General features: G+C 52.4%; 11 protein-coding genes. 4 read left to right on the top strand and 7 right to left on the bottom strand.

The features are described 5' to 3' along the window. Positions 1–26: 26 nt before the first annotated feature. Complete coding sequence (kdgD, locus tag CSC3H3_RS18980; RefSeq protein ID WP_101265593.1) at positions 27–935, bottom strand: 5-dehydro-4-deoxyglucarate dehydratase; 909 nt, start codon at positions 933–935, stop codon at positions 27–29. 425 nt (positions 936–1,360) lie between these two features. On the opposite strand from kdgD, the gene CSC3H3_RS18975 reads away from it, so the two are divergent. Together CSC3H3_RS18975 and CSC3H3_RS18970 are read left to right on the top strand one after the other, a co-directional pair. After that, a complete protein-coding gene (locus tag CSC3H3_RS18975) occupies positions 1,361–2,200 on the top strand; it encodes a tetratricopeptide repeat protein (RefSeq protein ID WP_101285845.1) in 840 nt (279 codons plus the stop codon). Between the two features lie 220 nt (positions 2,201–2,420). Further along, positions 2,421–3,212 carry a metallophosphoesterase family protein gene (locus tag CSC3H3_RS18970; RefSeq protein ID WP_101285844.1) on the top strand — a complete coding sequence of 264 codons (792 nt, stop codon included), beginning with the start codon at positions 2,421–2,423 and terminating at the stop codon, positions 3,210–3,212. A 93-nt stretch (positions 3,213–3,305) separates the two neighbouring features. Here the strand turns inward: CSC3H3_RS18970 and CSC3H3_RS18965 are convergent, their stop codons facing one another. From CSC3H3_RS18965 to CSC3H3_RS18945, 5 genes are all read right to left on the bottom strand, one after another. Then, entirely contained in the window at positions 3,306–3,839 is a 534-nt protein-coding gene (locus tag CSC3H3_RS18965; protein ID WP_101265095.1) for a polysaccharide biosynthesis/export family protein, read from the bottom strand. Between the two features lie 88 nt (positions 3,840–3,927). Beyond that, positions 3,928–5,184, bottom strand: coding sequence for an outer membrane beta-barrel protein (locus CSC3H3_RS18960; protein ID WP_157831958.1), 1,257 nt, complete (start codon positions 5,182–5,184; stop codon positions 3,928–3,930). Between the two features lie 55 nt (positions 5,185–5,239). Then, positions 5,240–6,175, bottom strand: a complete 936-nt coding sequence (locus CSC3H3_RS18955; RefSeq protein ID WP_157831957.1) for a hypothetical protein — start codon at positions 6,173–6,175, stop codon at positions 5,240–5,242. 525 nt (positions 6,176–6,700) lie between these two features. Further along, a complete protein-coding gene (locus CSC3H3_RS18950; RefSeq protein ID WP_101285842.1) occupies positions 6,701–7,405 on the bottom strand; it encodes a hypothetical protein in 705 nt (234 codons plus the stop codon). 2 nt (positions 7,406–7,407) lie between these two features. After that, the gene (locus CSC3H3_RS18945) at positions 7,408–9,705 is read right to left on the bottom strand and encodes a GumC family protein (RefSeq protein ID WP_172963449.1); all 2,298 of its coding nucleotides are present in this window, start codon (positions 9,703–9,705) and stop codon (positions 7,408–7,410) included. Between the two features lie 183 nt (positions 9,706–9,888). On the opposite strand from CSC3H3_RS18945, the gene CSC3H3_RS18940 reads away from it, so the two are divergent. After that, positions 9,889–11,313, top strand: coding sequence for an O-antigen ligase family protein (locus CSC3H3_RS18940; RefSeq protein ID WP_101285840.1), 1,425 nt, complete (start codon positions 9,889–9,891; stop codon positions 11,311–11,313). A 230-nt stretch (positions 11,314–11,543) separates the two neighbouring features. Continuing rightward, positions 11,544–11,723 carry a sugar nucleotide-binding protein gene (locus CSC3H3_RS18935; RefSeq protein WP_101285839.1) on the top strand — a complete coding sequence of 60 codons (180 nt, stop codon included), beginning with the start codon at positions 11,544–11,546 and terminating at the stop codon, positions 11,721–11,723. A 5-nt stretch (positions 11,724–11,728) separates the two neighbouring features. On the opposite strand, the gene CSC3H3_RS18930 is transcribed toward CSC3H3_RS18935, so the two are convergent. Continuing rightward, on the bottom strand, positions 11,729–12,739 hold the full coding sequence (locus CSC3H3_RS18930; RefSeq protein WP_101285838.1) for a mannose-1-phosphate guanylyltransferase: 1,011 nt from the start codon (positions 12,737–12,739) through the stop codon (positions 11,729–11,731). Between the last annotated feature and the right edge of the window lie 12 nt (positions 12,740–12,751).

Here is a 12,751-nt window from a genome sequence, read left to right as displayed (position 1 = left end):
TCATGTTTGCAGGCCAAAACGGCAAATCAGCTATTTTTGGCGATCAGGTCCTGAAGCATTTTATATTCATCCGGGCGCAGGTCGCACAAAGGTGCACGTACGGGGCCCGGGTCACGGCCAATGGCCTTCAGGCCAGCCTTGACGATGGAAACGGCATAGCCGCGTTTTGCCCCAAGGTCGCGAATGGCGACATAGGGATAGAAGAAATCTTCCAGCAGGGCTTTGACCGTGGTGGCATCATCGCTGGTGATGGCAGCATAGAATTTCTGCGCCAGCTCCGGCATGAAGTTGAAAACGGCCGATGAATAAGTGGTCATGCCAATGGCTTTGTAAGCCTGGGCGTAAACTTCGGCGGTGGGCATGCCGCCAATATAGGTCAGGCGATCGCCCATTTTGTTGCAAACGCGTGCGACCAGGTCGATATCACCGGCGCCATCCTTGAAACCAATCAGGTTCGGGCAGACATCGCAAAGTTTTGCCAGCGTGTCGGGTAGCAGAATGCTGTTATCGCGGTTATAGACAATTACGCCGATTTCAACGGCATCGCAGACGGCGCGAATATGGTTAAACAGGCCTTCCTGATCTGCGCCAACAAGGTAATGCGGCAGCAGCAAAATGCCATCAGCCCCGGCATCCTGGGCAGCGCGGGCAAGCTTGGGGGCAATGCCGGCACCATAACCGCAACCTGAAAGGATCGGCGTATTGCCAGCTTCGGCTTTGGCTGCACGGACAACATCGACAACTTCATCCGGGGCGAGCGAGAAAAATTCACCCGTGCCACCAGCCGCAAAAAGGGCCGATGCGCCGAAACCCGACTGCCAGGCGACCTGTTCACGGTAGCGGCCTTCATTGAAGCTGTAATCGTCGTTAAATACGGTGGCGGGGAAGGATAACAGGCCCGAAGCCAGTGCCTTTTTCAGATCATTAGGGGTCATCATCATTTCTCTTTGAAGGTGTACTCTTGCCTGATCGCGTCGCCAAGCCTGCGCGCACCGTAAAATAGGTGATATGTGTCGTCAATAACATAATATGAATCTTGGTGGAATTGGGGTGGGATGGTGTTTCTGTGGGATAACAGGGCCTGAAAACTACGTTAAACTGCGTAAAAAATGCCCGTTTTTGCGTTGTTTTTATCACTGATATGATGACTTGATTGCTGGCGGGGGTCGAATCAGGTGCGCTCGGCTATGTGCTTTTCCGTTATTCAAGTCAGATGATTGGATGAAATTTAAATTTGTGACTGGATTCAACGGGATCAGATTCATAGGATGCTGACAGGGTAGTACGCGGTCCCGAAGGGGTGGGGATTGCCGTATTCGACTTTCGGGTGTGCCAGGTAATCGTGCAAAAGCGGGTTTGAATGAAAAAGCTGTTAATTGGAGTCGTCGTTCTTGGGCTTGTCGCCGCCGGTGGGTGGTTCTACTGGAACCAGCAGCAGGCAAAACAGCAAAGGATGGCCGACCGCTTCATGCCGTCTCCGGCACAGCTTTATTCGGGAATTGCCGATCAGGTCACACCGGTTTTTGATCTTCATGGTTATAAGATTGCTATGCTGGTGCCTGGGGATCGTATTGAAGGCGATAGCTGGGTTTTCCGTGGCACGGCGCGCAGTGGTAACCTTTCGCCGGCTTATTATGGCCAGGTCGATTATAGCTGCGGCCCGAATGGCGGTGATGATGGCGCCTGCTGGAAGCTCAGCCAGCTTGTGGTCGACGGCCGGCCGCTTAAACTTGTGGGTGCAGTTGAAGGTGATTCTGCCGCGATGGCCGACGAAACCACAGCGCTTGAAAACCGGGAATCACAGGCATTGGGTATGAATAATGCCCTTGATAACAATGCAGCCGCTGGCGACAGCAATGATCGGCAGGCATCTGCCGGGCAAAGTGATACCAGTGATGTGGTGAAGCCTGATGGTGGGGCGAATGAGGCGGATGGGGCGGATGCTTCGTCGGAACCGGCTGCTGTAGCCGATAATGGTGTGACTTCGGCTACCAGCGGTGATGTTTGGCGCACCACGTCGGATAATGTGAATGCCCGGATGGGGCCGGGAACCGATTTTGAAATTGCCTTTGCCATGCCGCAAAGCACACCGATGCAGTTGCTTGAACAGAAAAACGACTGGGGCCATTTCGCCTATAGCGGGCCGGATGGAAAGACATATCGGGTCTGGATTTATATGAACCTGGTGGCCAAGGACTAAGCCCGGTTTGGTTTCGGTTATGGTGCCGAAATTCAGGCGCTGCGGCGATGGTTGAACGGGCATTATTTGCTGTCATGCAACGTTATCGTTGCCGTCACAGTGATCAGCCTGTTCACCGGCCAGGTTATAGGGCCGACAACCCGTTTATCTGTCTGTGCTGGCGATGACTTTCAAGACGTTCCCGATCGTCCTGATACGGGAAAAAGAATGAGGATGTTTCATGTTTGGGTGGTTCGGCAAAAAGAACAAGCCGACGCAATCGGCTGCAAAGCCTGCTGGTAATCGCAGGGTTGGGCTGGATGATGCATCCGTGCCGGAGGCAATTGTGGCTTATGCCATTGGCGATATCCATGGCCGTGCCGACCTGCTTGAACAAAAGCTTACTAAAATTCTGGCAGACCCGGTGAAAGAGGGACAGAAAAAGACGATCATTTATCTGGGCGATCTGGTGGATCGCGGGCTTAAAAGCCGGCAGGTGATTGATCTTATTTTAAGTCATGAGGATCAGGACATCGATCAGGTGTGGCTGATGGGCAACCATGAAGAATTCATGGTCAGGTTTCTTGATGATGCACCCAATAGCCTGGAATGGCTGACCTATGGTGGCGCTGAAACATTGCTAAGCTACAATGTGTCGGTTGCGGCGGGTGCATTTAATGCCGAAAAGGCAATCAAGGTATCGGAAGATTTGAATGCGGCGATGCAGGCCGCCGGGCATGACCGCTTCTTTACGCGTTTTCGCGATAGTTTCGAGCTTGGAGACTATCTGTTTGTTCATGCCGGGATTGATCCCGAACGGCCGATTGCAGGCCAGGGGCCAGAGATTTTGCGCTGGATCCGCGAACCGTTTTTAAGCTTTTCCGGGGCTTTGCCAAAGGTTGTGGTGCACGGTCACACTGTGACCGAAGAGCCAACCGTGCGTAATCATCGCATCGGCCTTGATACCGGGGCCTATTATTCCAATAAACTGACCTGTTTACGCCTTGAGGGCCGTGATTACAGGTTTGTTTGATAGCCAACCTAGCTTGTTTGGCATTTAATGGCTTTTACGCAAAAAAAGACCGGCACGGGACCGGTCTTTTTCAATTTCGGAACCTGACGTGGCTTAGAAGAAACGTTCTTCGACACGGACAATGTCGCCCGGCAGCACGATTGTTTCAGGCGTTGCCTTTTCCGGTTTGCGGCTTTCATCGCCGCCACGGATGATCAGAATGTCATCCTTATCAGCGCGATAGGTAAAGCCGCCGCCCAGTGCGACCGCATTAAGCACGCTCATGCCATTGACGAAAGGATAGCTTCCCGGTTCCTTGACTTCGCCCAGAATATAAAACGGGCGATAATTGAGGACTTCGGCGCTGACTTTGGGGTCAACGAGGTAGCCATCTTTCAATTTGGTTTCGATATCGCTGCTGAGCTGATGCAGGGTTTTGCCATCGGCGCTGACAATGCCGATCAGCGGCAAAGACAGCTGCCCTTCGCCGGAAACTTCAAATTCGCCCGATAAGTCGGGTTCGCCAAATACCGTAATTCTTATCTTGTCGCCCGAGCCAAGTGTATAAACCGGCTGTGCCGCATAGGCAGCATTGATGGCCATAAGCGACATGAACAGGGCGAAGACGAATCCACAAAATTTACGCATAACCAACCTGTCTAAAAGAAATCCCTTCGGGCGAACCCGAAGGGATCATAGCATCTATAACAAGAATGCGGAACGGTAACTCGGCAGATTAGAACTGGCCGCCGACCTTTACCATAATCACATTCTGATCATATTCATTGACGGTGTTGGTCGAATCGCGGGTTTCATGGGTCAGCTTGATGCCGCCAAAGAGGTTGCGATTGAGTTTGTAATCCGCGCCAATGGAATAGGTGTATTTGTCGTCTTCGCGCGAAATACCCTGGTAGTCAGAGTTGTAATATTTCGCATCGGCATTCAGGATCAGGTTGCGAAGCAGTTCGTGATCCACACCAAGACCAACTGCAGTACCGATTGTCGACGATGCACCGGTTGTGGTGGTTTCGTTGATGGTACGCGATGCGGTTGCGCGCAGCGTGGTCAGCTCGGTGATGTTCCAGCGAATGCGGGCATCTGCCGAATAACCATCAACATCCTTCAGGGACTGGTCATCGTAATCCTGTTCCATCCAGCCAACGCCAAGGTCGGCACGGATCAGGCGGTCAAGGTCAATGGCGATACCGGCCTGGACTTTGTAACCGCTGGAATCACGGTTCACACCACCATCATCAACGTTCGAATCGTAATCACGTTCGTTGACCGAGCTTTTGATGAAGGCTTCGTAACCGGTCTGGATTTCGTAACCGAAGCGAACTTCACCTTTGGTTTCGGTGCGGTCACGGTCATCGTTGTTGTCGGTGCCGCCACCAATGGTGGAGTTGTCGTCGTAATCGTAATCGTCAACCGTACCGGTCAGGCCAACGCTAAAGCGGTTGGGCTTGTAGGTGCCGCCAATAACGCCGGTCAGTTTGTCATATTCAACCGGTTCTTTGGCATCGGTTGCAACATCGTCGCCACCACGGTCTTCATGCAGGTGCTGCATGCGTGCATCACCGTTGAATTTAAGGGCTTCGGTTGCATCTGCACGGCCCGTTGCACGAAGATTGTAGTCAGCATAATCGTTGTCGTTGGTATCGGCATAAATGCCGAATTCTGAAGATGCTTCAAACTGCAGGAAGTGACGGTTCCAGTTCGAACGCAACTGCAGGCCCGGCGAAATCTTGGTGATGTAATCGTCGGTTTCGTTGGTGTTCGACTTGTAGATATTGTCGTTATATTCTTCCGCGGCTTCAACCTTCGGATAAAGGCGGAAAGAACCAACGGTAATGCCGTTCGGCTCATATCCTTCAGGCGCGCGCTGGGTCACTGCCTGATCAGGATTAACTGTTTCCTGCGCCGCTGCCGGAAGAACAACCGCCAATGCGCCAACTGCTACGGATGCGAGCAGTCCCCCTTTAAGAAATTTCACTTTGTATCCCCTTACTAAATCTTCAAGCATTTAATATGTTGGCAGGGTGTCCCGATCAGCCTTGGTTCTGGGGCTGAGTTGGGCTACTCTGATTATCGTCCTGAGCAGCGCTGGGTGTTTCGTTTTCATTTGCCACTTCACCAGCATCACCGGCTTCACCGCCTGTATCATTGTTTGCTTCGGCTGTTTGGGTACTGGTATCAGCCTGGTCATTTGCCGTTTCAGCCGTAGCTACGTCACTATTCGCGGCGTTTACTGTCGCGTCTGCATTTGCCGCAGCGGTTGATGCTTCAACTGCCGAGTCATCAGCTTGATTGGTTACTTCGGTTTCTGTCTGGCCGGTCGCAGCGGCGACAGAACTGACCACACTGTCCTTATTTACATTGGCACTGGCTGCAACGGTTGCTGCAATTGCACCGGAATTTGTCGTAGAGCCGCTTTGGGCTGCAGCCACTGCAACCTGGCTTGCGATCTGGTTAGCAGCGGTCGGGTTGGCTTTTGATACAGAAGCTGCAACTGCCAGTGCGCTGCTGGGTGCTGCACGCGTCGCAGCGGCAGCAACGGCTGCCGGATTGGCGTTTGCACCGCCCGCTTTGGTAACCGAAACGGCAACCTGTGCAGCGGCGGCAGGAACTGCCGAGACGACCTGAGTGGTTACGTCTGTCGCCGAGGTCGGAACTGCCGCAACAACAGAAGCCGCAATCGCACCGGCGGAAGTACTGGGTGCAGCGGCAGCAGCAGCGCCTGCTACCAGGCCAGCCGCAGCCGGGTTAAATTTGGCAGCAGCAGCGGCAATGGTGGCTGCGGCGCCAGGATTTCCCGCAACCAGTGCCCGTACAGCTGTGGCAAGCGCATCGGGTGACGTGTTTGCAGACTGTAGCGATGCAATGATGGTTGGTGTAATAGAGGCGGATTGTGCCATAGCAGGGGCATAGGCCCCTAAAAGCATGCCACCGGCCAATGCAGTGACTGCTGCAAGTTTGCTCATCATCTTCATGTTCCAGCGACTCCCTTACGTGCGCTTTGTTCTGTCCCCAGTGGGCAACAAGGCGTACATATCCTGCCTTTTGACCCTTATCCGTGAGAATAAATCTATGGGAGCGATTTCGCGTAAGCAAACAATATTGCACGTTTGACGTGATTTATCACGAGAACGGGTCAACACTGTTGCTAATTTACAACATAATTCGAACGGCCATTAGCTCTATACCAGATATTCAGATAGGAAAGCCCCCTCTTAAAGCACAGGTAGGGTTATGACCCGAGGTCATCTGATTCGGAAGTATCTGTTTTTGGCTGCAAATTAGCCGTTTCGGATTCTTGGTAATAGGGCTGAAATTAGGCGGATTGCGTTGAGATTTCGCAAATTCCCGGCTGTCACAAGCGTTTCAATTGTCAATTATGCACTTAAAAAGTGTGGTGTGATGCTTTGGTGACAGATGTGGCGCTGTCGTATCAGTTCGGCCGCTGCTAGGGGTATCAATGGTTTTACGCTGCGCTACTTCAGCTTGGCCGGTTATTTCGTATTTGAACCGGGTTTGTTGATATCACGGATAAAACGCTGGAATAAATTTGTCGGGGCGGTGGACATTGCACCGACCGTGATTTCGAGAGCTGATGAATTGCGTTTGGCAAGTGCCACCAGATCCCGGTGTTCCAGCGTGTCGATCCAGCGGATTTTTTCCTGGATGTCATGTTGTTCAGCCGGGGTTAATTGTGACCACAGGCTGACGGCATAACTGATCTGGTTAACGGCGATATTACGCTCATAAGGGCCGGTCAGCAGGGACATGCGCAGCGACTCAACTGCGGTGCCATCCGTTGCGCCACCGGTTTTCAGGCGGGTAAAGGTCAGGCGTGTCCAGGTATAGGTATCCATTGGCGAAATGGTCAGGGCAGAGGTAAAGGCGCTGTCGGCCTTCAGGTAGTGGTCGGTTTGATCTTCTGTTGTATCTGCCCGCTTGGCGCGCTCCATTTCGATATAACCGATCCGGGTCCATGCCTTCGAGGTTGGAACCCAGTCGATGGCATCCATCGTCGTGTCATAAAGCTCGCCCAGCGTGGTGTCGCTGGTATTGGGATTGCTGATATAATCGTAGCGCTGGGTTGAAAGTGCCAGCAGCATGGCTGCAATGGTATGGGGCACGGCGAGAACGAGTAACCCCGTTCCCGCCAGAAGGCCGATAATCGCAGGAAGCCTGCGCTTTGAAATAAAGCGCATCTTTATCCCTTGGCGTAATAGTCTTTGTAACGGCCGTAATAATAGCCGTAATCACCATAGCCATATTTGGCGTGCTTCTTGACATTGACCTGGGTCAGCACCGCACCGGCAAGGTCGATCCCGGCTTCGGTGGTTTCTTTAAGCCCAGCCTTGACAAGACCGCGCGGCGTGCTGTCCCATTTAACGACATAAAGCATTTTATCTGCCATCAGGCCGATGACCTTGGAGTCTGAAACCGCAAGGATTGGCGGCGCATCAAGCACGATGAAATCGAAATGCTCGCGAAGTGCCATCAGGGTTGTCTGCATATGGCTTGAGGACAGAAGATCAAGCGCATTGGCCTGTGTGACCTTGGCCGGCAGCAGGTAAAGACCGGTTTCCTCGTCTTTCTTGATCGCCTGGTCGATGGTGCATTCATCGGCAAGCAGTTCAACAAGGCTGTGTTTGTTATCCGCACCAAAGGTTTTATGCACCGTGGGACGACGAAGGTCGCAATCCACCAGAAGCGTGCGCTGACCGGAATTGGACGTAACCTGTGCCAGCCAGGCGGCCAGAGTGGATTTACCTTCGGAAGGTACAGTTGAGGTAATGCCAACGATGCGCGGCGGGTTATCCACGTTTGAGAGCATCAGCGAGGTGCGCAGGCTGCGGACCGATTCTGTTGTTGCCGAACCGGGCTTGTGCGTTGGAAACCGTCCGACATCGGTTTTGCCCAGCAGGTTGCCGGTCAGAAGCGGGATCATGCCGATCCCCGGTACACCGGCAATCTGTTCAAGCTGCTCGGTACTGCGGAAGCTGTTATCAAGCTGCTCCAGCACGAACACCAGAACCACACCGAGGAAGATGGAACCAACAAACGCAACAGCAATGATCAGCTGCTTTTTCGGCGCAGAAGGATCAACCGGGACTTCGGCGCGTGAAATGATGCGGGCATCGGCCTGCTGCAGGTCTTCCTGGCTGTTGGTTTCTTTGAACCGGTTGAGGAAGTTTTCGTAAAGCAGCCGGTTGGCATTTGCTTCGCGTTCCAGTTCACGCAGGCGGATTTCAGCCTGGTTCTGGGTGTTGTTTTTGCTCTCAAGGCTATTGAGGCTTTGCTGCAGCGTGCTGACACGTGCCTGGGCAACACCAACCTCGTTTTTCAGGCTCTGGGCGATCTTGCGAACTTCACGCTCGATCGAGCCACGTAGGTCGGTCAACTCGGCCCGGGCCTTGATCATGGCCGGGTGACGGCTGCCGTAACGGGATTCAAGTTCTGATACTTTGCGCAAAAGTTCCGCTTCCTGGTCGCGCAACCGCTGGATCAGGGGGGAGTTCAGAACTTCGGCGGCGGATGAAAGGTCCGCTGTGTTACCCAGCAGGCGCTGCACCTGGTTTAAGCGCGCCTGGGCTTCGGCCCGGTTGGCCTGGGCCAGAATAAGCTGGGAGTTGAGCTCGGAAATCTGCTGTTCGGTGAGCTTGGAGCCCTGGCCAACCTGACTTGAAATTGATTCCCGATACGCCTGAACAGCACCTTCCGATACCTGGACTTTATCGCGAAGCGAGGCGAGACGGTCATTCAGCCACGAGGTGGCGCGGCGGGTGGCCTCGAATTTTGCTTCCAGCTGATCGACGATATATTGATCGGCAATGGTATTGGCGATCAGCGATGCCTTGCGGGCATTGGTCGAGGTGAAGCTGATGGCAATGACCTGGGAACGGCCAACAATGCTGACATCCATATGCTCTTTGACATTGTTGATCACACGGTTGGTGCGTTCTTCGGCCTGTTCGGTCTCGCTAAGCAGGACTTCGGGTTTTTTCAAACCTATGGAAACCAGAAAATCATCACCGACATAGGTTTCCGGCTTGAGAAGGGTTTTATACCAGGGAACTTCGCGAAGCTCGGCATTGAATTCCGGGTCTTTTTCAAGGTTAAGGTCAGTGACCACCCGGCGGATCAGCGAGCTGGATTTGATCACTTCCACTTCGCTCAGCAATGCACCCATTTCGGATGATACGCCGCTCATCACGCTTTCAATATCGACAACCTGGTTTTTTCGGCCATCGATAATGACATTGGTTGCAGCGGTATATTTTGGCGCGATCTGGAAAACGACGAGCGTGACCAGAACCGTCAGCAAAACGACGATCGAGAAAATAACGCTTTTGCGACGCCAAAGCGTGCGCAGAAGTTCCTGCAGGTCGATTTCGTCGTTATCGTTATTGGGTGTAAAGCTGTTGGCCAGCGATTTCAGTCGCGACCGTTTTTCTTCCGCCTGCGCATTCGCAGTTACGGTCGATGAGGTGGTGGAGTTGCTCAAACTGGCCCCCGGTATGTATCCCTTGGTCCCGGGTTGTCCCAAACCCGGTTTTGTCGATTAGCTATACGGAATTTTCAGGCGCGCAGCAACCAGTAGGCGATGAAGTATCAATAAAATTATGTTTATTGCTGACGTGATCCCGGATCAACGGTAATTAGGCAGAAGGGACAGCTTGCAAAAGCGATGGCAGATCGCGCCTTTGCTGCGGGAAATGGAGGGAAGAAAGTGGCACGTCTTTTACGCCGCATCGTGTTTTGGGGATTGCTCGCACTGGTTGCGCTGGCACCTCTTCCCTTTGGCAGCAACCTTCCCTGGGCCTGGTCTTTATTGTCCTTGTGGGTTGGTATTCTTGTTGTTTTGGATGCGATCGCGTGCCTGATGTCGCCACCGGAGGGCGAACGCCGCTTTTATACCCGCATAAAAATTCCAATGATCCTGTTTTTCATCGTTGTGGCTTGGATCATTGTGCAGGCGACGCCGGGGATTGTTCCCGCCATTGCCCATCCAATCTGGGCGGAAGCCAGTGCCCAACTGGGTATCGAGCTTGCGCCACGCGTCACCATCGCCCCGGACCTGACATGGGACGCCCTGATGGTGCTGCTGGCCTATGCTGGTGTCTTCTGGTTGTCAGCGCGCTATGGTCGCAAACGCGAAAATGCATCGACGATGCTGAAATTCTTTGTGCTGGTCTCAACCGTTTACGCTGTCTATGGCCTCATTGTTTATTTCGGTGGCTGGGAAACGGTGTTTTGGTACGACAAAACCGCCTATCGCGGCGATTTGACCAGCACTTTTATTAACCGCAACAGCTATGCCACCTATGCGGCAATCGGCCTCGTCGCCTCGCTGGTTTACCTCGTTAAAATCCTCGCTCGCGATTTCCGCGATGGCGGCACCGCCCGCCAGATTACCCGCAAAATGCTTGATGGCACGCTGGTCAGTGCCTGGTTGCCGTTGGTCGGCGTGCTGACCACCGGCACGGCGCTCATGCTCACCCATTCCCGCGCGGGTTTTGTCAGCGGTATGATCGGCGTGTTTGTCGCTCTTTTATGCTTTCGATTTAGTAAAATGGTATCGCCCCGCTTTGGCAATGTGATGATCGCCGGCGCGGTTTTGTTGGCGGTGGGAGGGTTTGCGATTAGCGGGGCCGGGCTAGAGAAGCGATTTGAGTATCTTGAAGGAGATCAGCAGCTCCGTTTACATCTTTATGACGCCGTAGCGGCAGCAGGGACACAGGCATTGTCTACGGGCTATGGTTACGGAACTTTTGAGCCCGGATTTCGACCCTTTAAGGATGTGAAATTGAGCCCGCTGACATGGAGCCTTGCTCACGATAGTTACCTGGAGTTTTATTTTGGTACGGGTTTTTATGGGTTTGTGATTCTGTTCGTTATTTTTCTTGTTGTTTTTTATCAGGTTACCAAAGCTATATTTGTAGCTCGTAAAGATAGTGTGTATTTGATTGTTGGTACATCAGTGATGTGTATTGTAGGGGCACATGCCTTGACTGATTTTAGCCTGCAAATTCCTGGAATGGGTATTACGTTTATTTTTGTATCTGCAGCAGCATTTTCACGAATGACTATGGCAGAACATGGTCGGAGGTAAGTTGAAAAACATAGGTATGCGTTATGGTTTGACCGGTTATCTTTTGGATAAATTTTTTCCGTTTGTTTTTATTTGATATAGGATTTGTGTCCATACATGAAGTGCGCCTGCCGCACATTCTGTTTAGTTTTCTATTTCCGGAAAATAACAGAATAAGAGACGTCCGTTGGATACACTCAGATGTATCCAACGATTTCGTGCGTTCTGTTTACAACTATGGAGCATTGACGATGGCCAGGTCGAAATATAATTTCATCCGAAAACGGATTTACATTGCAGGGCATATCGGCATGGTTGGATCCGCATTGGTGCGCCGGTTGGAACAGGAAGACTGTGCAATTGTTGCATGTAATCGGGGTGAGTTGGATCTTATGGATCAGGCTGTAGTTAAAAACTGGTTGATGCAGTAGAAACCTCATGTGGTGATCATGACAGCGTCTGGCGTATCAACAACAATCAGGTCTTTGACACCAACGGTGACAACAAGGCGGTTCGGGTCCGCATGTACAAATGTATTTTCTGTCGCAATGGCTTTTACGTTGCCAGTCGCGCCACCCGCGCTATTGCCAGCTTCATCCGCCGGATTAAGATCAGCCAGGGCATTCCAGCTGCCCACATCGCTCCAGCTTCCGGAAAAGGGACAGACGACGACATTCTCGGCCTTTTCCATCACTGCATAATCGATGCTTTTCGCTTCGGCATTGGCAAAGGCTGCGGCGTCAGGACGAATAAACCGTCCGTCTTTTGAATGATGGCTGATCGCCTCTTCGCAGGCTTTCAGAGTTGTTGGTGCAAATGTCGCAAGGGCGTCCGTCAAAACATCCCGGCGCACCAGAAAAATCCCGGCATTCCAGACATGCTTTCCCGATGCCAGAAATTGCGTTGCCCGTTCAATACCGGGTTTTTCCAAAAAGCCACGTGACTGAAAACAGCCATTCTCTAGCTTTTCACCCATTTCAATATAGCCATAAGCCGTACTTGGCGCATGCGGCACAACACCGAACGTTACGATTTTGCCTTCGGCCGCCGCTGGTGCCGCACCTTGCACCATTTCCACAAAAGCCTCGTCATCGGGAATAAAATGGTCCGCTGGACAAAACAACAGGAGGTCATTTGCTTTGCCAACCGCCAATGCACCAAGTGCCATCGCAGGGGCTGTATCACGAGCAAACGGTTCAAGCACCTGCGTGACATCGCAACCAGCAAGACCAGCGGCTTCATCAACCAGAAAACGCTGTGCTTCCGAACCGATAGCGACAATTGACCCGAAAGGCTTTAACCGGGAAAAAGTCATCTCCAACAGGGACCTGCCACCAATCAGGGACACAAACTGCTTTGAGTAATCCCGGCGTGATAACGGCCATAAACGTGTCCCAGAACCACCACATAAGACGATTGGGGAAATATCATTATTTAAAATGACCACATTCGCCTAAAA

Origin of the sequence: Thalassospira marina (genome assembly GCF_002844375.1) — a bacterium.
Lineage (GTDB): Bacteria > Pseudomonadota > Alphaproteobacteria > Rhodospirillales > Thalassospiraceae > Thalassospira > Thalassospira marina.
The sequence above is the reverse complement of the archived record's forward strand: the minus strand, read 5'-3'. Positions and strand labels throughout refer to the sequence as shown.

What these genes read in the sequence shown, in the direction of transcription:
- kdgD (WP_101265593.1), bottom strand. Translation starts at nt 935, where the DNA reads ATGACCCCTAATGATCTGAAAAAGGCACTGGCTTCGGGCCTGTTATCC.
- CSC3H3_RS18975 (WP_101285845.1), top strand. Translation starts at nt 1,361, where the DNA reads ATGAAAAAGCTGTTAATTGGAGTCGTCGTTCTTGGGCTTGTCGCCGCC.
- CSC3H3_RS18970 (WP_101285844.1), top strand. Translation starts at nt 2,421, where the DNA reads ATGTTTGGGTGGTTCGGCAAAAAGAACAAGCCGACGCAATCGGCTGCA.
- CSC3H3_RS18965 (WP_101265095.1), bottom strand. Translation starts at nt 3,839, where the DNA reads ATGCGTAAATTTTGTGGATTCGTCTTCGCCCTGTTCATGTCGCTTATG.
- CSC3H3_RS18955 (WP_157831957.1), bottom strand. Translation starts at nt 6,175, where the DNA reads ATGATGAGCAAACTTGCAGCAGTCACTGCATTGGCCGGTGGCATGCTT.
- CSC3H3_RS18950 (WP_101285842.1), bottom strand. Translation starts at nt 7,405, where the DNA reads ATGCGCTTTATTTCAAAGCGCAGGCTTCCTGCGATTATCGGCCTTCTG.
- CSC3H3_RS18940 (WP_101285840.1), top strand. Translation starts at nt 9,889, where the DNA reads ATGGCAGATCGCGCCTTTGCTGCGGGAAATGGAGGGAAGAAAGTGGCA.
- CSC3H3_RS18935 (WP_101285839.1), top strand. Translation starts at nt 11,544, where the DNA reads ATGGCCAGGTCGAAATATAATTTCATCCGAAAACGGATTTACATTGCA.